The following is a 20,021-nucleotide window of genomic DNA, read 5'->3' on the forward strand; positions in this document are numbered from 1 at the left end:
CAAAATTACCGCGAAGAAGCGGCCTTGAAGTTTTGCGGAGAGTTTCATGACGACAAATGTGGCACTGGTAGGACTGGCGCGCGATCTCGCAGCGCGAGCGGAAACCGGCAAGCCGATCCGCATCGGTCTGATTGGCGCTGGCGAAATGGGCACCGACATCGTCACGCAGGTGGCGCGGATGCAGGGCATCGAAGTCGGCGCGCTCTCTGCCCGCAGACTACCCAACACTTTCAAAGCTGTCCGCACCGCCTATGGCGACGAGGAAAACGCGCGAGAAGCCCGCACAGAATCCGCAATGACCAGCGCCATCGAAAACGGCAAGATCGCCGTCACCGATGACAATGACCTGATCCTTTCCAATCCGCTGCTCGATGTCATCATCGATGCGACCGGCATTCCGGAAGTGGGTGCCGAGACCGGCATCAAGGCCATCCAGAATGGCAAGCATCTCGTCATGATGAACGTCGAGGCGGATGTCACAATCGGGCCCTACCTCAAGGCCGAGGCCGACAAGCAGGGCGTGATCTATTCCCTTGGCGCGGGCGACGAGCCGTCATCCTGCATGGAACTGATCGAGTTCGTTTCCGCCATGGGGCACAAGGTCGTGGCCGCTGGCAAGGGCAAGAACAATCCGCTCAATTTCGACGCGATCCCAGACGACTATCAGGAAGAAGCCGACCGCCGGAATATGAATGTCCGCCTGCTGGTGGAGTTCGTCGATGGTTCCAAAACGATGGTTGAAATGGCGGCCATCGCCAATGCAACCGGCCTTGTGCCGGATATTGCGGGCATGCATGGCCCCAAGGCAGCCATTAACGAGCTGAACCGCACTTTGATTCCGAAGGAAGACGGCGGTGTTCTGAACAAGACCGGCGTGGTCGATTATTCCATCGGGCGCGGCGTGTCGCCCGGTGTCTTCGTCATCGCCAAGATGGAACATCCGCGCCTGGTCGAACGTCTGGAAGACCTGAAGATGGGCAAAGGCCCCTACTTCACCTTCCATCGGCCTTTCCACCTCACCTCGCTGGAAGTGCCGCTCACCGTCGCTCGTGTCGTGCTGCACGGCAAGACCGATATGGTGCCGCTGCCAAAGCCTGTGGCGGAAGTCTGCGCCGTCGCCAAGAAGGACTTGCAGCCCGGCGATCATCTGGATGCCATCGGGCAATATTGCTACCGCTCGTGGATCATGACGACGCCTGAAGCGCGTGCGGCCAAGGCCATCCCCTGCGGCCTGCTCCAGAACGGCACGGTCATCGCGCCGATCAGGAAGGGCGAACTCATCACCTATGCCAATGCGGCACCGCAGCCGGGCTCCAAGATCGCCGAACTGCGCGCGTTGCAGGACAAGATGATCTACGGCTGAAGCCCGATCGAAAACTCAAACAAAAAGGCGGCTCGAAGCCGCCTTTTTGTTTTCCAACCGGGCACTCCGGCCTTATGAGATTCGGGGAAATGGCGTGCCGAAAATGGTGAGGTTCGAGAACCGGAGCGGAGTGTACTTAACGTACATGAGCACCGGAAGCGCAGAACCGCGCCATTTGCAGGCCGCCAGAACCCGAATATCGAAGGCCTAGTGATCGAGGGCTTTCACAATACTCTCCACCATCTTCTTCGCATCGGCGAAGAGCATCATGGTGTTGTCGCGGAAGAACAGTTCGTTTTCCACGCCCGCATAGCCGGAGCCCATGCCGCGCTTGATGAACAGAACCGTGCCTGCCTTGTCGACATCAAGGATCGGCATGCCGAAGATCGGTGACTTCGGATCGGTCTTCGCCGCCGGATTGGTGACGTCGTTCGCGCCGATCACGAAAGCCACATCGGCCTGCGCGAATTCCGAATTGATGTCTTCCAGCTCGAACACTTCATCGTAAGGCACGTTGGCCTCGGCCAGAAGCACGTTCATATGGCCCGGCATACGACCGGCCACCGGATGGATGGCGTATTTGACTTCCACGCCTTCCGCCTTGAGCTTGTCGGCCATTTCCCGCAGCGCGTGCTGCGCCTGCGCCACCGCCATGCCGTAGCCCGGCACGATGATGACCTTGGAAGCGTTCTTCATGATGAAGGCCGCATCGTCGGCAGAACCCTGCTTGACCGGGCGCTGTTCGACCTCACCAGCCGGACCGCCGGACGTATCGCCGCCAAAGCCGCCGAGAATGACCGAGATGAACGAACGGTTCATGCCCTTACACATGATGTAGGACAGGATCGCGCCCGAAGAGCCGACCAGCGCGCCGGTGATGATCAGCGCCAGATTGCCAAGTGTGAAGCCGATGCCTGCCGCTGCCCAGCCCGAATAGGAATTGAGCATGGAGACCACGACCGGCATGTCTGCGCCGCCGATTGGCACGATGATCAGCACGCCGAACACCAGCGACAGAAGCACGATCAGCCAGAACACGAAATGGCTTTCGGTGTTCACCAGCACAACGACCAGCAACACGATGGCTGCGGCCAGAGCGGCGTTGATGACATGACGTCCCGGCAGCATGATCGGCTTGCCCGACATGCGACCGTCAAGCTTGAGAAAGGCGATGATCGAGCCGGTGAAGGTGATTGCGCCGATGGCCACGCCCAGCGACATTTCGATCAGCGCCTGACCGTGGATCTGGCCCACTTCGCCGATACCGAAGGAATGCGGCGAGTAAATTGCGGCAGCGGCCACCAGAACGGCGGCAAGGCCGATCAGCGAGTGGAACGCGGCAACAAGCTGCGGCATGGCCGTCATGGCGATGCGGCGTGCAATGACGGCACCGATACCGCCACCGATGGCAATACCGATGACGATCAGGACCAGGCCGCCGAAGCTTGGACGCGCCAGCAGAAGCGTGGTGACGATGGAAATCGCCATACCGATCATGCCGTACATATTGCCCTGACGGCTGGTCGTCGGATGCGACAGGCCGCGCAGCGCCAGAATGAACAACACGCCGGAGACGAGATAAAGGAAGGCTGCGAGATTAACGCTCATAATGGTTCAGCCTCACTTTTCTTTTTTCTTGTACATGGCGAGCATGCGCTGGGTGACCAGGAAGCCGCCAAAAATGTTGACGCTCGCTAGAATGAGCGCAATGAAACCGAAGCCGGTTGCCCAGCCCGAAAGCGAAAGGCCAACCGCCAGAAGCGCACCCACCACGATCACCGATGAAATGGCGTTGGTAACGGCCATCAACGGAGTGTGCAGCGCAGGCGTAACCGACCACACGACGTAATAGCCGACGAAAATCGCCAGAATGAAAATCGCAAAGCGGAACACGAACGGATCGATCGCGCCGCCCGATGCGGCATGCGCGGCAGCCGCCGCAGCATCGCCCAGACCACCGGCGTTTTCCGCGGCCTGACGCACGGCGTCCACAGCCTGATTAAGGCCCTCAAGGGCTTTGTCGAGATTTGTATCGGCCATTATGCCTCTCCTCCATCAACTGGAGACTTGGGGGAAGACGTCGTCTTCGGCGCCTTTGCAGGTGCGTTTTTCGCAGGCTTGGCAGCTGCCTTCGGCGCCGCTGCCTTTGCTGCCGGTTTTTCCGCTTTCGGTTTCGGCGCGGCTTTTGGCTTGGCAGCCTTTTCAACAACAACCGGAGCCGGTGCTGTCTCAGCCTTGGCGAACGCCGGATGCAGGATCTTGCCCTGATGGGTCAGAAGCGTAGCCTTGACCAGCTCTTCTTCCGGGTCGATTTTCAGGACCTTGGCTTCCTTGTCGACCAGCGTTTCAACGAAGGCGATCAGGTTGCGTGCATAAAGCTGCGATGCGCTCGCGGCGATGCGGCCCGACACATTGAGGTGACCGACGATCCTGACACCGTTCACGTCAGCGATCTGACCCGCAACTGCGCCTTCGACATTGCCGCCGCGCTCGACCGCGAGATCGACCAGCACGGAACCCGGACGCATGGAAGCGACCATTTCCTTGGAAACCAGACGCGGCGCCAGACGCCCCGGAATGAGCGCCGTTGTGATGACGATATCCTGCTTGGCGATATGGTCGGCAACAAGTGCGGCCTGCTTCGCCTGATATTCCTTCGACATTTCCTTGGCGTAGCCGCCGGAAGTTTCCGCAGCCTTGAACTCTTCGTCCTCAACGGCGATGAACTTCGCGCCGAGCGAAGCGACCTGCTCCTTGGCGGCGGGGCGAACGTCGGTTGCCGTCACGACAGCACCGAGACGGCGCGCCGTTGCAATGGCCTGAAGACCGGCAACGCCCGCCCCCATAACGAACACCTTGGCGGCAGGCACGGTGCCCGCTGCCGTCATCATCATCGGCATGGCGCGGTCATAGACTTCCGCCGCATCGATCACCGCCTGATAACCGGCGAGATTGGCCTGCGACGACAAGACGTCCATCACCTGCGCACGGGTGATACGCGGCATGAACTCCATCGTGAAAGCCGAAATTCCGGCCTTGGCGAGTGCCGCCACGGCGTCTTCATGTCCGTAGGGATCAAGCATGGCGAAGAGCGCTGCGCCCGATTTATACCCTTTGAGTTCCGCGTCCGTCGGACGCCGCACCTTGAGCACCACATCCGCCGTTTTGGCATCCGCCACTGTGCCGATGCGGGCACCGGCTGCCGTAAACTCGGCATCGGGAATGCGCGATTTCTCGCCAGCGCCTTTTTCCACCACAACGTCGAAACCGAGCGCGATGAACTTCTTCACCGTCTCCGCCGACGCAGCAACGCGGGTCTCGCTGGGGTCACTCTCTTTCGGGATAAATAACGTCTGGGCCAAGCTGGTTTCCCTTTCGTGGCGTTCTTCCGGGGTTCCCCCGGTCAGGCGGCATTACGGGCTTCCGGGAAGAAGCCCTTTTAGAGCGCGTTTCGAACTGATTGAATCAGATCGAAACGCGCTCTAACTATTGTTTTGTAACGCGCATCTGGTCCGAAAACCGTTTCACACTTTTCGGGATGCGCTCTAAAAATGAACTACAGACATGCATAAACCCTCGGCACGGTACCCCATGCCAAGGCATTCGATCAAATCGTGCGGGTTAATCCCGGTTCAGCACCAAAGCTGCATCGTGCGCCACCGGTTGGTCTCCATCCGGCAGCGAAAGGATGCGCTAGAGGATGAACCAGGCAGCGACACAAACTAGAATGAAAAGAACGGTCGCGGAGAAGAAACCACCAGCAAAAAAGCCGAACGCCATGGCAATCATAAGGGCGACGAGCGCCACCGTGCCCCATTTAACCAGGCCCGTGAAACCGGCATAAGTTTTCTCATGCTCGGAATAATCCATCGGTGCGCCAAGTTCAGCCGGAGCCGTCGTATGATGTTCTGCCATTTTAGTTCCACCCATTCAGAATTTCCGCCCATACACCGTCATGTTAAGCGAAAATAACTGCAATCTTCAATGCGCGACCGAACAAACCGATGCTTTGACAGCAAGGCTTTTCGTCGCACTACCCTCTCTCCGCAGAAGCGGTTCCGCAATCTTCGTAAAGCGAAACCACCCCTCTGGCTACATTTAATTGTTTAATATCCGGCGATGTTTTTAGATTCTCATACGCCGAGGCCAGTATATTTCGCCGTCGGCAAAATCGTCAGCGGCACGGAACTGCTGCGCATGTCACCAAACATCGCATGGCGTTCATGCGGCTGCGACTTGAAAAACGGAAAGCGCACCGCCACCGCATCGCGAATATTGCGGATAGGTGCGGAACCAAGCCCGACCCTGATTCCATAGCCTTCATGTTCGCGCGCATCGGCCATGACAGAGGTGCCGAATATGCGCTTATAGAACGCCATATGTTCCGGCTTCACCGAGGCAAGACATTGATCTGCCGCGAAAAATTCGGATGCCATCGCCGCTATGCGCAGCGTGATATAGGGAATGGCCGGATATTCGCTCAATAGCTCGGGATCGGCGGCAAAACGGGTCGGATCAACAAAATGCATGCCGCTATTGAGCAGCGGATCAAGAATATCCGGGAACAGTGCATAGCTCGTGCCGCGACGATGATCGGGCGTAATATGATGGATGCGCAGCGTGCTGACCAATTGCCCGTCCACATAGACGCCATAGACGAAGGCATGGCTATCGCGGTCGATATCATCAACGATAGACGGCACTTCCGCCTCATGCATGACATTGCGCGTCCGGTAGGAACGGTAACGCAGACGGCCGATTTCCTCGAGGTCCTCCGCATGGACGATGCGGCGATATTCCACCCGGTCGAGAAACTGCAACAGCTGTCGCGCGAAATTGGACAATGGCGGTTTATCGCCTGTAACAGCTGTATTCGTCATGCAATCGATTTTCCGCGCCCCACAAATCAGTGCGCAGAATATGCGCCTTTATCAGCGTGTAAAGATATAACTTTTTGCGCTGCCTTTTTATTGCCCCACAAAAAACACTCCTTCACCACAATTGGATTGTGCTTTTACACGTGACGAACGCGATAAAAATGCAAAATGGCCCCGTAAACGGGCCTTCAAAGCGCGTTGGCGATAACCTGAAACGCATACATCGTTTCGTCCTTCATATCCTGCCCGTCGACATTGTAATTGGAATATGCCGAGGTCTTGGCAATGACGACACCTTTGGCAGGATTGACATAGATGAACTGCCCATAGATGCCAACGGCACTATAGTCGCCTTGCCAGTCAACCGGCGTCCACCACTGATAGCCATAACCGAACGGAATTTTGCCGAGCGCATCCTTGCGACCGGGCATCAGATAAGGCGCATCCGGCGTTACCGAATCGTGCACCCATTGCGCCGGTACAAGCTGCTCGCCCTTGAAGTTGCGACCCTCATTGAGATAGAGCAGGCCGAAACGCGCATAATCGCGAAGAACGGCGTTCATACCGGCCCCGGCAGCAGCTTCACCGGTGGGATCCACCGCCCAATAGACATCGGCTTCCGCTCCAAGCTTTGACCAGAGTTTGTCTTTCAAATAATCCTGAAAACGAACACCAGTCGCGCCTTCCAGAACCAGCCCGAGCACTTGCGTATCCGCCGACACATAGTGGCTGAGCGTTCCCTGCGGGCGTTCATTTTTCAGATGTGCGGTGAAATTTGTGATCGAGCCAGTCAGAAGCTCGACAGCATACCGAACGATATCGGAATTGAGGTCGCCATAGTTCTCGTTAAATCCGATACCCGACGCCATCTGCAGCACGTTCTTGACCGTAACGCCCTTCTATCCGCCCTCGGCCAGCACCGGCGAATAGCGGTCGACCGGCTGGTTGATATCGATCAGACCGTCCCGAACGGCATTGCCGACAAGGAAGGAAACGACAGATTTCGACATGGAGAATGCGATGCTCTGGGTGGCCTCGGTATTGCCGTGATCATATTCCTCGTGGACGATCACGCCGTCTTTCAGAACAATGAAACCGGTCGTGCCGCCGCGCTTCAGCCAGTCGGAAATCTTGCGGGTCTCACCCTTGTAGACAAAAGTCTCCGGCAAGGGCCGCTCGTCTTTCGCCAACTGGCTGACTTCGCCCTCATGCGGGATGCGCACCGATGGATAGCGCCTGTAAACATTGCGGAAGTTTTCAAAAATTTCCGGCCCCTTGAACATCCGGGCATATTGATAGACCGCCCAGCTTTCGTGGATTTTCTTCCAGAAGACCGCAGTACCAACACCGGCAAGAACAACAAGCCCGATCAGTCCATATAAAGCATAGCGAAAAAATCGTTTCATCGCCTCCCCTTTAAATATTCAAATTGAATTTGATAGACATCTTATAAGCAAATAACGAAATACTTATATACATCCTCCTAAGACATTAAGAGCATGATACGTGCATCTCAAAAAATCCCAATTATTATATTTATATTCAAATTCCTGTGATTTACACGAGAAGTGGCAACGACATTAAGCGTCGTAGATGAGACATGCCAAACACTTCGCAGTACTTTGAAAAACCGCGAGAAGCTCGTCCAACACAAACAGTTAAATCTGAAATAATCAGGCGACGGTTCGCCCGCCGTCGCGGCGCGCTGCGGCTTTCGTGGTCATAGCGCTGATCGCTTCCACAGGCACAGGCATACCGAGAAGATAGCCCTGTACGAGATCGGCACCCGCCGCCACACGGATCAGCGCAAGCTGTTCCTCTGTTTCGACACCTTCGACTGTCACGCCCAGCCCAAGCTCGTGCGAAAGCTGGGTAACGCCGCGAAGCAGCATGAGCGAGCGCCGGTCAGTGGTGATGTCGCGCACGAAGGAACGGTCGACCTTCACCTTGGTCAATGGCAAGGTGTTGAGATAGCTGAGACTGGAATAGCCGGTGCCGAAATCATCCAGCGCGATATTGATCCCGGCGTTCTTGAGCCGCTGCAACACCATCGAAGTCTTGTTGCGGTCCGAGATGATGGCGCTTTCCGTCACTTCCACCTCAAGGCGGTGAGCCGGAAGGCCTGATTTCTGCAAGGCATTGGCGATGTCGCGGGCGATGTCATTGCTTTTCAGATCGATGGCCGAAAGATTGACCGAAACGCCGATGCGGTCGCCCCATGACAGACAGTCGGCACAGGCCTGCGCCAGCATGAAGCGGGTAATGTCGGTGATGATGCCCATTTCTTCCGCAAGCGGAATGAATTCCGCAGGCGGCACAAAGCCAAGCTGCGGATGCTCCCAGCGCGCCAGCGCTTCACACGCAACAACGCGCAGGGACTGCGCGCTGACGATGGGCTGATAGACGACCTTGATCTCGCCATGCTCGATGGCAAGCCGCAAATCGGCTTTGAGTTTCTGGCGCCCGCGATATTTGGTGTCCATCGCATCGATGAAGATCGACCAGGGCTTGTCTTCCATGCTTTTGGCTTCGTAGAGTGCCAGATCGGCGCTGATATGCATGCTGCCGACATCGCATCTTCCGATATCCTCGATCGCGATGCCCGCGCTGATATCGATATGCACCTGATCGCCGTCGAGATCGTAGACTCCGGTCACGACGGTCATGATATGATCCATCACGCCTGCAACGTCGGCCTCGCTGCGCAGATTGAAGACGAACACCACGAATTCGTCGCCGCCGAAGCGTGACGCGACGAAACGCTGCGGATCGAGCGAGTTCAGCCGCTCTGCAAACAGGCGCAGCAATACGTCACCGGTATGATGCCCCAACGTATCGTTGACATGCTTGAAATGATTGATGTCAATGACGATAAGCGCAGCCTGCGTGCCTGCTTGCTGGTGGGAACGCATGGATCGCACCAGGGTTTCGAAATAATTGCGGTTCGGCAGGCCTGTCAGGCCGTCATAACGCGCCATATGCTGAATGCGCGCTTCCGCTTCCACGCGCTGCGTCACATCCTCGAACATCAGGACGGCCCCCTCATTGAGGGTCTGATTGCCGATACATTCGATATAACGCTGGTTCGAAAGCTGGAAAATATCGCGCGTGCGCTTGCCCAGCAGAAGATCCTGCATGCGCACATGCACGCTTTTCAGGTCGTTTTGCGGAAACAGTCCCTTCTTCGCGCAATAGCGCAGCAGGACATCGAGCTTGCGGCCATGCAGCTTGGTGTGTTCGGCGATCTGCAACATCGCCTTGGCCTTATTGTTGATGACCGCAATGCGCTGCTGGCTGTCGAACATCAGCAAGCCCTGCGGCATGTTGTTGAGCGCCGCATCGAAACGCCCGGCCACAATGGACAGGCGTCGCTTGCCCATGACTGCAGCGAAGAGAAACTCGCGCAGACCGTTTGCCATCTGGATGTTGGACAGGAAGTACGGGATCAGCAGCAGGCCAATGATGACGTGAAACGGCGTTCCCGCCAGAATAAGCCCGGCCAGAACCGGAATCAGCGTGCAGGCCGACATCAGAACAACGGCTTTCGCCGATGCATAATTGCGGCCCACAATGGAAACGACCGAAGCAAGCAGCACGGTCAGGCTGGCAAGTTCGGCAAAGGAATCCCTGAGCACATAGCTTGAGAAGAAACACAACATGCCGAGCGTCAGGCAGACGGCGGATGCGCCGATCAGATAGCGTGTTTCCCAGCGGTCGAGATCGGCATGGGACAGCGACTGCTGTTTTGCCTGGTCGAACTTGTGCATGTCGAAGATGCGACCAACAGCAATGATGGCGAACACACCGCCAAAAACCAGATAGCGCCAGTCATCAGTTTTCACATAGATGACGACACAGGCTACAACGTGCGCGAGCAAGCCAAACCAGAGCGTGGTACGATTACCATACAGCGCTCTGAGAAAAGATAGCCGCACATCTGCAGGTATCTCAGGTTTACGGCTTTGCCACATATCGATGCATTCATCCCTTATACGGGGAGGCAATATCGCACTAATGACTTAAAAATATCTTTCGGGATATTAAACCACAAGCTGTCACGACAACCACCATAAGATGTATTCAGATATTTTTTAAGGAAAACCACAGACGCACAACCCTCAACGGGCAATCACAACCATCGGCATACATGTTTTAGTCGTCCTAATATTACTGAAATGGCTAAAATGGGAGAACAGGGACAGGTTAGTTTCCGCATTCCCGAGAATTAATCCAGATTAGTCGATGTGGATATTCTACCGCCAGACCCCCGTCCGTTAGAGAAAAAACCTGCCATACAAGTCACGACGCGGGAAATAACCGCTAAAGAAACTTCCAACCTTGTCAGAGCTGATGACCGCCATCCACGGTAATGACGGAACCCGTCATATAGCGACTGGCATCGGAAGCCAGCATCAGCACAACCCCGTCCAGATCCTCAGGCTCGCCGAGGCGCCGCATCGGGTTCCGCCCTTTGAAGTAGCCCCCGGCAGGGCCTTGCAGCTGATCTTCATTGATTCGCGTTGGAAACCATCCGGGGGAAATCGCGTTGACGCGAATATCGTGCGCGGCCCATTCCAGCGCCAGCGCCCGCGTCATCTGCGTCACGCAGGCCTTGGACATGGAATAGGCGGCGGCACCCTTCTGCGGACGCTCGCCCAGAATGCTGGTCGTATTGACGATGGAGCCGCCCTCGCCGCGCTCGATCATGCGGCGCGCTGCTTCCTGCGCCACGAAAAAGGCGCCTGCGACATTGACCTCGAATATATGCTCCAGCATATCGCGCGTCGTGTCGAGCGCGCGTGCCATATGCGCGACACCGGCATTGTTGAAGAGCGTCGTTATCGGTCCGAAGCGTTCTTCCGCTTCATCAAAAGCACGCACGATTTCATCCGGATGGGTTACATCCGCCATGATTTCCAGCACTTCGCCGCCCGATGGGCAAATGCTTTCGCCTGCATGGGTGCGCGAGATCGAAATCACGCGCGCACCGTGCCCCGCCAGCACATGAACCATGCGCAGGCCCAACCCCGAAGACCCTCCCGTCACGGCAATAACCTTGCCCCTGACGGAGAAAAGCTGATCGTCAGTCATTCATCCCCTCAACTGCCAATCCCTCTTTATACCTTCCTAGAATATAGAGATCGGCATTTGAACCATCTTCGACCGTAAAAATCGGTTCAAATCAACACAATACACAGAAGGCACGACGAAAGACCTATGGCGCAGCCGAAAGACGACACCTGTTCGTGATTGCGCGACCCATTGCGGAGAAGTAAGGAACAGAGCAGATAAGAGCATAATCCGACTGGTGGATACGAACATTATGCCCAAGACTTCTCGCCCTCTCGTTGCCGTACCGACCGATGTAAAGCCATTTGAAAACTACACCTGGCACGCAGCACCCCAGCAATATCTGGCAGCCGCCATCGACGTCGCAGGTGTAACGCCGCTTCTGGTGCCAAGTTTTGGCGACAAGATGGATCTCGATGCCATTCTGGATGCGGTGGACGGCGTTCTCGTCACAGGCTCCAAATCCAACGTCAATCCGGCGCTTTATGGCGTCGAACCGAGCGCCGCGTTCGAGCCCTATGACAATGCCCGCGATGCGACATCGCTGCCACTCATCCGCGCAGCCATCGAAAAAGGTGTTCCGGTGCTGGCCATCTGCCGCGGCATACAGGAGCTGAACGTCGCACTGGGCGGCACGCTCGCCACCGAAATTCAGGAAATGGAAGGCCGGATGGACCACCGCGCCCCGGAATCCGAAAGCCAGGCCGAGCGCTTCGCCATCCAGCACCCGATCAAGCTCAACCCGAACTCATGCCTTGCGGAAATCCTCAAAGAAGAAAGCGTGCGCGTGAACTCCGTTCACCGTCAGGCCATCGACAAGCTTGCACCGCAGCTTGAAGTCGAGGCGGTGGCCGAAGACGGTACGGTTGAAGCCGTCTCCGTGAGGAATGCGAAGGGATTTGTCGTCGGCGTGCAGTGGCACCCGGAATATTGGGCGCATTCCGATGCTCCGTCGCGCAAGATATTCGAGGCGTTCGGAGAGGCTGTGCGTCAACATCGGGCAGTAGGACAGTAAGGGTAAAAGTTCGTTGCGGTCATGCGCAATCAAAACATATTCCCCTACTCCCCTGACAGACTGCTTCAGCCTTGCACATGCACCGTTTCCGGCACCGGCGTGATCGCCTTGCCGGTGTCGAACCATGCAATGAGATTGTCGATCACCAGATCCGCCATGGCCTGACGGGTCTTTTGCGATGCGGATGCGATATGCGGCAGCAAAACCGTGTTGGGCGCATCAAGCAGGCCTTGTGGTACTGACGGTTCGTTCGCGAAAACGTCCAGACCTGCAGCAGCGATGGTGCCATCGTTCAGCGCTGCGGCCAGCGCATCTTCATCAACCAGCGAACCGCGCCCGACATTGATCAGCACACCGTCCGGACCGAGCGCCTTCAGCACTTCGGCATTGACTGCCTTCGCGGTTTCCGCGCCGCCCGGTGCGACCAGAATAAGTGTGTCCACCGCCTTGGCCAGCTCGAGCAGGGTCGGATAATAATCGTAGGCGACGCCTTCAGCCTTGCGACGATTGTGATAGGAAACCGGCAGTCCGAAAGCTTCGACACGATGGGCGACCGCCTTGCCGATGCGGCCAAGGCCGAAAATGCCGACCTTGCGCCCACGCAAGGACAGCTTCGACAGCGGATAGCGGCCTTCCTTCACCCAATTGCCTGCACGCAGGAATTCCTGCGACTTCGACAATTCCCGCACCGTATCAATCAGAAGGCCAAGCGCCGTATCGGCTACTTCATCAGTCAGGACGTCAGGCGTATTGGTGACCATGACATTTTTCGCACCGGCATGTTTTGCATCGACCGCATCGTAACCGACGCCAAAATTGCCGATTATTTTCAGATTGGGCAATGCATCGATCAGCGCCGCATCGACGGTGGACATGCTGGCAATACAATATATGTCGCCTGCCCAGTCGGCATCGACCAGCGCCGCGTCACCGCGTGGTATGCGGCGCACCGAAAACTCACCGGACAGACGCTCGACGGCATAATCGTTGAAGTTTCCGAGCACCAGAACGGTTGCGTCGCGCTTGGTCATGACAATATTCCTCTGGATTCCTCTGGACAGCATGTCGCAGTTCGTGAGGGACCGGCGACCGGTCAACCCAAAGGCTGTAACCGGAGCCGGAGCGGGGGAAATCAGCCGTGTTTCGGCTTGGATGTCGATTGCCGGATATGCAGTTCCGGCTTGATAAGTTCCTGCATCGAAGAAACCTCGACGCCGTTGAGCTGGTCCAGCAGTGCGCGAGCGGCACGGCGTCCCACTTCACGCTGTCCGTTCCAGACGGTCGTCAGCGCTGGCGTTGCGATCGCCGCTTCCTCGAGATCGTCATAGCCGGTCACGGAAATGTCCTCGCCCGGCACCAGCCCGGCGCGAGCAATGCCGTTCATCAGGCCGATGGCGGTCAGATCGTTCCAGCAGACCGCAGCCGTCGGCTTGTCTTTCAGCGCCAGAAATTGCGGCGCGACTTCAAAGCCGCCCTGCTTCGTGCGCGGCCCGGCAATGCGCCAGTCGGGGCGAACTTCGAGCCCGGCCTTTTCCATGGCCTGCACATAGCCGCGATAACGGTCACGGCCCGTCGAGGTCTGGTCCGTACCGCCGATCATCGCGATGCGCGTATGACCGAGTGAAATAAGGTGATTGGTGGCAAGGCCGATACCATAGGCGTCGTCACCCCGGAAAACCGGCGCATGAACACCCTCGACGCTACGCGCGATCAGCACGACCGGCAGGCCGTTATCTTCCGCAAGCTGGATGTCTTCCGGCGGCGTGCCGATGGCAGGCGACATGATGACCCCATCCGCGCCGAGCTGCAAAAGCGTATCCATGAAGGTGCGCTGCTTTTCGAGCTGATCGTAATGGTTGGACAGGATGAAGGTCTGCCGCGACCGGTCCAGTTCCGTTTCGATGGATTTGAGAATTTCCGCGAAGAACGGATTCATGATGTCATGCACCACGACGCCGACAATGCCGGAGCGTGAGGTGCGCAGGCTCGCAGCGCGACGGTTATAGATATAACCGATGGCGCGGGCATGTTCCTTGATCTTCTCGCGAGTCTGGTCGGCAACGAGGGGACTGTCGCGCAAAGCGAGCGAAACTGTGGCTGTCGAAACACCAAGCGCATCAGCGATGGTCGATAGCTTTATTTTCTGGGCCAAGTCGCCTCCCCAAAATGGTCCGTGCCGCAGTCGGAGACGCGGCCGCAACCTGACAAGGTGAGACGCGACCGTTCGTCTTGCGAACGGTTATGCCATTGCAAACCTTGAATTGGAAGCATTTTCGATAGCACGCATCTTGAAAAGTGTTTCACGGTTTCCCGCCAAGATGCGCGTCAAAACAAATAGTTAGAGCTTGATAAGCGACAGGCCTATTCCACGTCGTCCTCTTCAAGCACCTCCGTTTCAGGCTCATCGGGAATGCGCGTGACACCGCGAAGCGCAAGATTGCTCTCCATCCGGCTCAGCATCTTGAGGAAGGTCTTGCGATCTTTCTTGTCGAGCCCCTTCAGCATGTCCTTTTCAGTCTTGCGAATGGATTTCTCGATCGCCTTGATGGTCTCGAGACCGGTCTGCGTCAGATAGACATGCGACTGGCGCTGATCGGTCTCCGAGGCGCGCTTTGCAACAAACCCCTGCCCCTGCAGACGCGCAATGGTTTTGGTGATGGTCGGCGGACGCACACCCAGCCGCTGTGCAAGCACGCCCGGCGTCAGTCCGTCTTCCGCAGCCAGCTGCAGCATGACTGCATCCTGCCCTGCATAGAGCCCCTGTTCCAGAAGCCGCGTGGCCAGCACCGTCCGCGACAGTCTTGCCACGGATTGCAGCCGGTAAAGTACAACCGCCTTATTGTCCTTGCTCATCGCCACCTCGCCCTTGTTGGCACTTTGATGCGCATCCCGAAAAGCATCCAACGGTTTTCGGACAAGATACGCTGTTCAAAATAAACCAGTTGCTGTCGCCTGATCGATAGTCCCATCCATCCATATATCGTAAAATATTGTCCGACTTATGAAACAACAAGGCCCGGTTGCTGTCATGGCTAACGGACGTTACGCTCTGGGGCTCCATGAAATGAAAAAAGCGAGGAAAACATGACCGATCTGCGCGATCAAAACAGCGACATGATTGTCGTTCTGCCCCTTGGCGCTCACGAACAGCATGGGCCTCATTTGCCGTTTGAAACGGATACGATCATCGCCGAAGGCATTGTCGCGCGTGTCAGCGATGCGCTGCCTGCCGAGCTGAATGTCAATTTCCTGCCTGCACAGCCGGTCGGCTATTCCATCGAACACATGGACACCGAGGGAACCCAGAGCCTCGCCTTCGCCGAGGCCGTGAACCAGTGGATCGGCATTGGTGAAAACCTTCACGCTGGCGGCATTCGCAAACTGGTCATGCTGAACGCACATGGCGGAAATTCGCCATTGATGACAATTGTCGCAACCGAACTACGCACGCGGCTCGACATGCTGGCGGTCGCCACAAGCTGGACCCGCTTCGGCCTGCCGGAGGGCCTGATTACGCCGGAGGAAAAAGCGCTCGATATTCATGGCGGTTTCATCGAGACATCGGTGATGCTGGCGCTGCGCCCCGATCTGGTGGACATGTCGAAGGCACGCAATTTCTCCAACGCCCAGTCACGTTACGCCGAGGAATTCAAGTTCCTGCGCGCCTATGGCCCTCATGCCTTCGGCTGGAAGATGCACGATCTCAACCCGGAAGGGGTTGCTGGCAACGCTGCTACCGCAACGGCAGAAGCCGGGGAAAAGCTGATCACCAACGCGGTGACGGGCTTTATCGAACTGCTGCGCGATGTCGACAGGTTCGATCTCGCCCGGTTCGAATTGCAACGTCTCGCCAATCAGGCAGGTTAGATACTGCAAGGCCCGTGTTCCAACTGGCGTGAATGTGATTAGGCGAATGTAATATTATAGCATTGCATATGGCATTCACGCTGCCCTTCCCTTATATGAATTGTCCTATCCGAGGTTTCGGTGCTGTGCCGCTCGCGCTGGCCGCGCACTGGCCATCCCGGACCACGATTTCAAAAGGCCACAACTTCAAGAGGCATAACCATGAGCCAGGCTGAAGCCCAAACCGAAGCTCCGTCTGAAACCAAGACGACCACTGAAGCTGGCCGCATTCCCGTGACCGTTCTGACCGGTTATCTGGGTTCGGGAAAGACCACTCTTCTCAACCGTATCCTGACCGAAAATCACGGCAAGCGTTACGCCGTGATCGTCAATGAATTCGGCGAGATCGGCATCGACAACGACCTGATCGTCGAGTCGGACGAAGAAATCTATGAAATGAACAATGGCTGCATCTGCTGCACCGTGCGTGGCGACCTGATCCGCGTGGTGGAAGGACTGATGCGCCGTCCGGGTCGTTTCGACGCCATCGTTGTGGAAACGACCGGCCTTGCCGATCCGGTTCCGGTGGCGCAGACCTTCTTCATGGATGATGACGTACGCGCCAAGACCGGCCTTGATGCCGTTGTCGCCCTTGTCGATGCCAAGCACCTGCCGCTGCGCCTGAAGGACAGCCGCGAGGCGGAAGACCAAATCGCCTTTGCCGATGTCGTGCTCATCAACAAGACCGACCTCGTGACACCACAGGAGCTGGCGGCCATCGAGGCGACCGTTCGCGCCATCAATCCGCATGCCATCATCCACCGCACCGAGCGCGCCTCCATTCCGCTCGACCGCGTGCTGGATCGCGGCGCCTTCGACCTGAAGCGCGTTCTGGACAACGATCCGCACTTTCTCGACCATGATCATCCCGATCACGTATGCGGACCGGATTGCGACCATGATCATGACCATCATGATCATGCGCATGATCACGATCATCATGACCACCATCACGACCATGACCATGTGTGCGGTCCCGACTGCGATCATGACCATCACCACGATCACGCCTCGCCGATCCATGATGTGACGGTGAAGTCAGTATCGCTCAGGGCTGGTGAAATCGACCCGGCGAAATTCTTCCCGTGGATTCAGAACATCACCCAGACGCAAGGCCCGAACATTCTGCGCCTCAAGGGCATCATCGCCTTCAAGGACGATCCGGACCGCTATGTGGTGCAGGGCGTGCACATGATCATCGAAGGTGACCACCAGCGTGCCTGGAAGGAAGACGAAAAGCGTGAAAGCCGCCTCGTCTTCATCGGACGTGAACTCGACCCCGCCGCCCTGAAGGCCGGCTTCGAAAACAGTCAGGCCCGATAAAGTGCTTCCGGTTCTGTTCGAACCGGGAAATGCTCTATCTGTCCATTTTTATGCATTTCCAGTAGAACTGCGCCAAGCATTTGCTGGAAATGCTTTTATCAATAGAACAATACCGGAAGCCGATGCCTACAGTAGCTCCGCTCGACCTTGAAGGTCATTGTCTTTATGCGCGCTTTGTCGGCGGCATTCCCTTCTTCGCAATGGCCGATGGCTCGATCCATCAGCTCAACAACGGCAGCAAGACATCGGCAGCCCATGACGGACTGTTGAGCGCGACCGTTTCCGTTGACGGAAAGTCGCTCATCACCGGCGGCGAAGACGGTCGCGTGTGCCGTACCGACGCCGATGGGACGGTAACTGAACTTGCGAAGATCCCGCGCAAATGGATGACCGCCGTGGCAGCAGGCCCTGGCGGAACTGTCGGTTTTGCATCGGGTCGCACCGCCTGGGTGCGCACGTCTGACGGCAAGGTGCAGGAATTTGCGCAGGAACGCAGCGTCGAAGGCATTGCCTTTGCGCCGAAGGGCCAGCGGCTGGCGATTGCCCGCTATAATGGTGCAACCCTGATCTGGACCGGAACGGCGGCGAAGCCTGTTGAACTGGAATGGAAAGGCGCACATATCGGCGCAATCTTTTCACCCGATGGTCGCTTCCTCATCACCTCGATGCAGGAAAATGCCCTGCATGGCTGGCGTCTCGAAGATACGAAGCACATGCGCATGACCGGCTATCCGGCCAAGGTGAAAGACTGGTCGTGGAGCGCCAAGGCCAAGTGGCTGGCCACCTCCGGCGCCCCGGCAGCAATCGTCTGGCCTTTTGCGGGCAAGGACGGCCCGATGGGCAAGGCTCCTCTGGAACTCGGTCTTCGTGGCGATAGCATGGTGACATCCGTTGCCTGCCATCCGGTCGAGGACATTGCAGCCATCGGCTATAATGACGGCATGATCCTGGTTGCTCGTTTCGCCGACAGCAAGGAAGTTCTGCTGCGCCGCCCCGGCAAGGGCGCAATCACCAGCATGGGCTGGGATGAACAGGGCCAACGCCTCGTCTTCGGCTCCGAGGCCGGGGATTGCGGTGTGGTTTCGATAGCGGATTAGAGCGCCGATCTGATTCAATCAGATCGAAACGCACTCTAATTCCTGAACAGAAGCCGCAGGTCGCGGGGGGGGGAAACAGTCCAATGGACTGATTCCCCGATTCATCTACACAAGCAGACTGCTTGCAGATCCTCAGACCTGACCGTTTCGTTTGGCGCGAGCCATACCGAAAAGACCCGAAATCACCAGCGCAACACCGACGCCCATCACCCCATAACCCAATGCATTCGACGTTATGTCGGTCTGATTGGCAGAGGCAATGGCTGCGGCAGCTTCCGACGCGCCAGAGCCGCCAGCCCTGGCCTCCATCATCGCGACCATGCCGGGCTCGTTGCATTTCGGCAGCAACGACGATTTGGCATCGGCATTGTCACCATAAATATTCTGGATGATTTGTTCGCAGCGCTGTTGATCCGCGCTGGAAACAGACGAACCACTGGCTTGGTAATAAAACCCGCCTGCCACAAGAGCCGCACCAATTACGGCCATCAGGACAGAAGAACCTTTAGCACTTCTTAGAATCATACGATTTCCTTATTTAGAGCGTTTCCGTTTTTCTCTGAATCGAATGCGCTTCCCAAATCAGTTTTGTTCTGATTCACTGATGCTGGCTGGATGGAGGCCAGCGTTGGATGACCGCACCGATATCGAATGATCTTCGAGAGCGCGTTATTGCCGCCGTGCTGAGTGGCGAAAGCGTTCGTTCAGTGGCGACGCGGTTTGAAATTGCCGCATCTTCAGTCGTAAAATGGTCCCAGCGCCATCGTGCGACCGGATCGGTTCATCCCGGCAAGATGGGCGGCCACCGCAAGCGGATACTCGAACCGCATCGTGATATCATTGTGCAACGGCTCGCCGAGAACCCACACCTGACACTCCATGGCCTGAAGGCGGCGTTGACCGAGCGGGGTATTTCCGTCTCGCACAATACGATCTGGGAATTCATTCGCAGTGAAGGGCTGCGCTTCAAAAAAAACACTATTCGCCCTTGAGCAAGCTCGTGCCGACGTCGCTCGCAAAAGACAGCGCTGGAAGACCCTGCAAAATCACCTTGATCCCGAACGGCTGGTCTTCATTGATGAGACCTGGATCAAGACCAACATGTCGCCGATCAGAGGCTGGGGTCCAAAAGGCAAGCGACTGCGGGCATTTGCACCGCATGGCCACTGGCGCACGCTGACATTCCTGGGCGCTTTGAGAAACGATCAGCTTACAGCACCCTGTGTCTTCGACGGACCGATGAACGGCCAGTGTTTCCGCGCCTATGTCGAGCAGCAGTTGGTCCCGGTGCTCAAGCCAGGCGACATTGTCGTCATGGACAATCTCGGCAGCCATAAGTCGGCAACCATCCGTCAATTGATCAAAGCCGC

The 20,021-nt window shown here is 57.0% G+C and carries 16 protein-coding genes and 2 pseudogenes; 6 read left to right on the top strand and 12 right to left on the bottom strand.

The features are described 5' to 3' along the window. The first annotated feature begins 46 nt into the window (after positions 1-46). Positions 47-1,363 carry a 1-deoxy-D-ribulose 5-phosphate reductoisomerase gene (locus AAE521_RS25300; protein ID WP_071632583.1) on the top strand — a complete coding sequence of 439 codons (1,317 nt, stop codon included), beginning with the start codon at positions 47-49 and terminating at the stop codon, positions 1,361-1,363. A 207-nt stretch (positions 1,364-1,570) separates the two neighbouring features. Here the strand turns inward: AAE521_RS25300 and AAE521_RS25305 are convergent, their stop codons facing one another. The 8 genes and pseudogenes from AAE521_RS25305 to AAE521_RS25340 all read right to left on the bottom strand — a co-directional run bounded on the left by AAE521_RS25305 (position 1,571) and on the right by AAE521_RS25340 (position 11,331). Beyond that, positions 1,571-2,971: an NAD(P)(+) transhydrogenase (Re/Si-specific) subunit beta gene (locus AAE521_RS25305; protein WP_010659453.1), complete on the bottom strand. Its 1,401-nt coding sequence runs from the start codon at positions 2,969-2,971 to the stop codon at positions 1,571-1,573. A 12-nt stretch (positions 2,972-2,983) separates the two neighbouring features. Next, positions 2,984-3,403: a proton-translocating transhydrogenase family protein gene (locus AAE521_RS25310; RefSeq protein ID WP_029929302.1), complete on the bottom strand. Its 420-nt coding sequence runs from the start codon at positions 3,401-3,403 to the stop codon at positions 2,984-2,986. Beyond that, positions 3,403-4,725 carry a Re/Si-specific NAD(P)(+) transhydrogenase subunit alpha gene (locus AAE521_RS25315; RefSeq protein ID WP_342062874.1) on the bottom strand — a complete coding sequence of 441 codons (1,323 nt, stop codon included), beginning with the start codon at positions 4,723-4,725 and terminating at the stop codon, positions 3,403-3,405. The genes AAE521_RS25310 and AAE521_RS25315 overlap by 1 nt, the downstream gene beginning before the upstream one ends. A 331-nt stretch (positions 4,726-5,056) precedes the next feature. Continuing rightward, positions 5,057-5,278: an aa3-type cytochrome c oxidase subunit IV gene (locus tag AAE521_RS25320; protein WP_010659450.1), complete on the bottom strand. Its 222-nt coding sequence runs from the start codon at positions 5,276-5,278 to the stop codon at positions 5,057-5,059. A 218-nt stretch (positions 5,279-5,496) separates the two neighbouring features. Further along, positions 5,497-6,243 (bottom strand): N-acyl amino acid synthase FeeM domain-containing protein, encoded by a 747-nt coding sequence (locus tag AAE521_RS25325; protein ID WP_010659449.1) that lies wholly within the window; start codon positions 6,241-6,243, stop codon positions 5,497-5,499. Positions 6,244-6,428: 185 nt separating this feature from the next. After that, positions 6,429-7,646, bottom strand: a pseudogene (locus AAE521_RS25330) (serine hydrolase domain-containing protein). A 267-nt stretch (positions 7,647-7,913) separates the two neighbouring features. Further along, positions 7,914-10,211, bottom strand: a complete 2,298-nt coding sequence (locus tag AAE521_RS25335; protein ID WP_010659447.1) for a putative bifunctional diguanylate cyclase/phosphodiesterase — start codon at positions 10,209-10,211, stop codon at positions 7,914-7,916. A 370-nt stretch (positions 10,212-10,581) separates the two neighbouring features. Further along, the gene (locus AAE521_RS25340) at positions 10,582-11,331 is read right to left on the bottom strand and encodes an SDR family NAD(P)-dependent oxidoreductase (RefSeq protein ID WP_012091458.1); all 750 of its coding nucleotides are present in this window, start codon (positions 11,329-11,331) and stop codon (positions 10,582-10,584) included. A 232-nt stretch (positions 11,332-11,563) separates the two neighbouring features. On the opposite strand from AAE521_RS25340, the gene AAE521_RS25345 reads away from it, so the two are divergent. After that, the gene (locus tag AAE521_RS25345) at positions 11,564-12,325 is read left to right on the top strand and encodes a gamma-glutamyl-gamma-aminobutyrate hydrolase family protein (RefSeq protein WP_010659445.1); all 762 of its coding nucleotides are present in this window, start codon (positions 11,564-11,566) and stop codon (positions 12,323-12,325) included. A gap of 65 nt (positions 12,326-12,390) precedes the next feature. Here AAE521_RS25345 and AAE521_RS25350 read toward each other — a convergent pair whose 3' ends face one another. The 3 genes from AAE521_RS25350 to AAE521_RS25360 all read right to left on the bottom strand — a co-directional run bounded on the left by AAE521_RS25350 (position 12,391) and on the right by AAE521_RS25360 (position 15,178). Beyond that, entirely contained in the window at positions 12,391-13,356 is a 966-nt protein-coding gene (locus AAE521_RS25350) for a 2-hydroxyacid dehydrogenase (protein ID WP_071632580.1), read from the bottom strand. 101 nt (positions 13,357-13,457) lie between these two features. After that, on the bottom strand, positions 13,458-14,477 hold the full coding sequence (locus tag AAE521_RS25355) for a LacI family DNA-binding transcriptional regulator (protein ID WP_006471199.1): 1,020 nt from the start codon (positions 14,475-14,477) through the stop codon (positions 13,458-13,460). A gap of 209 nt (positions 14,478-14,686) precedes the next feature. Then, positions 14,687-15,178, bottom strand: a complete 492-nt coding sequence (locus tag AAE521_RS25360) for a MarR family winged helix-turn-helix transcriptional regulator (protein ID WP_012091455.1) — start codon at positions 15,176-15,178, stop codon at positions 14,687-14,689. 231 nt (positions 15,179-15,409) lie between these two features. On the opposite strand from AAE521_RS25360, the gene AAE521_RS25365 reads away from it, so the two are divergent. From AAE521_RS25365 to AAE521_RS25375, 3 genes are all read left to right on the top strand, one after another. Continuing rightward, positions 15,410-16,192 (top strand): creatininase family protein, encoded by a 783-nt coding sequence (locus tag AAE521_RS25365; protein WP_071632579.1) that lies wholly within the window; start codon positions 15,410-15,412, stop codon positions 16,190-16,192. Positions 16,193-16,393: 201 nt separating this feature from the next. After that, positions 16,394-17,554 (top strand): CobW family GTP-binding protein, encoded by a 1,161-nt coding sequence (locus AAE521_RS25370; RefSeq protein ID WP_342062875.1) that lies wholly within the window; start codon positions 16,394-16,396, stop codon positions 17,552-17,554. A 122-nt stretch (positions 17,555-17,676) separates the two neighbouring features. After that, the gene (locus AAE521_RS25375) at positions 17,677-18,651 is read left to right on the top strand and encodes a WD40 repeat domain-containing protein (protein WP_010659440.1); all 975 of its coding nucleotides are present in this window, start codon (positions 17,677-17,679) and stop codon (positions 18,649-18,651) included. A 132-nt stretch (positions 18,652-18,783) separates the two neighbouring features. Here AAE521_RS25375 and AAE521_RS25380 read toward each other — a convergent pair whose 3' ends face one another. Then, positions 18,784-19,176 (bottom strand): hypothetical protein, encoded by a 393-nt coding sequence (locus AAE521_RS25380; RefSeq protein ID WP_071632577.1) that lies wholly within the window; start codon positions 19,174-19,176, stop codon positions 18,784-18,786. Positions 19,177-19,283: 107 nt separating this feature from the next. Between AAE521_RS25380 and AAE521_RS25385 the strand changes: the two are divergent. Beyond that, positions 19,284-20,021 (top strand): annotated as a pseudogene (locus AAE521_RS25385) (IS630 family transposase); the annotation flags it as partial.

Source organism: Brucella cytisi (genome assembly GCF_038433355.1).
GTDB classification, from domain to species: Bacteria; Pseudomonadota; Alphaproteobacteria; order Rhizobiales; family Rhizobiaceae; genus Brucella; species Brucella cytisi.

Bases quoted from the DNA above. Each gene is read 5' to 3' on its own strand.
- AAE521_RS25375 (WP_010659440.1), top strand. From the start codon at position 17,677: ATGCCTACAGTAGCTCCGCTCGACCTTGAAGGTCATTGTCTTTATGCG.
- AAE521_RS25370 (WP_342062875.1), top strand. From the start codon at position 16,394: ATGAGCCAGGCTGAAGCCCAAACCGAAGCTCCGTCTGAAACCAAGACG.
- AAE521_RS25335 (WP_010659447.1), bottom strand. From the start codon at position 10,211: ATGTGGCAAAGCCGTAAACCTGAGATACCTGCAGATGTGCGGCTATCT.
- AAE521_RS25350 (WP_071632580.1), bottom strand. From the start codon at position 13,356: ATGACCAAGCGCGACGCAACCGTTCTGGTGCTCGGAAACTTCAACGAT.
- AAE521_RS25305 (WP_010659453.1), bottom strand. From the start codon at position 2,971: ATGAGCGTTAATCTCGCAGCCTTCCTTTATCTCGTCTCCGGCGTGTTG.
- AAE521_RS25325 (WP_010659449.1), bottom strand. From the start codon at position 6,243: ATGACGAATACAGCTGTTACAGGCGATAAACCGCCATTGTCCAATTTC.
- AAE521_RS25365 (WP_071632579.1), top strand. From the start codon at position 15,410: ATGACCGATCTGCGCGATCAAAACAGCGACATGATTGTCGTTCTGCCC.
- AAE521_RS25310 (WP_029929302.1), bottom strand. From the start codon at position 3,403: ATGGCCGATACAAATCTCGACAAAGCCCTTGAGGGCCTTAATCAGGCT.
- AAE521_RS25345 (WP_010659445.1), top strand. From the start codon at position 11,564: ATGCCCAAGACTTCTCGCCCTCTCGTTGCCGTACCGACCGATGTAAAG.
- AAE521_RS25340 (WP_012091458.1), bottom strand. From the start codon at position 11,331: ATGACTGACGATCAGCTTTTCTCCGTCAGGGGCAAGGTTATTGCCGTG.
- AAE521_RS25380 (WP_071632577.1), bottom strand. From the start codon at position 19,176: ATGATTCTAAGAAGTGCTAAAGGTTCTTCTGTCCTGATGGCCGTAATT.
- AAE521_RS25360 (WP_012091455.1), bottom strand. From the start codon at position 15,178: ATGAGCAAGGACAATAAGGCGGTTGTACTTTACCGGCTGCAATCCGTG.
- AAE521_RS25300 (WP_071632583.1), top strand. From the start codon at position 47: ATGACGACAAATGTGGCACTGGTAGGACTGGCGCGCGATCTCGCAGCG.
- AAE521_RS25320 (WP_010659450.1), bottom strand. From the start codon at position 5,278: ATGGCAGAACATCATACGACGGCTCCGGCTGAACTTGGCGCACCGATG.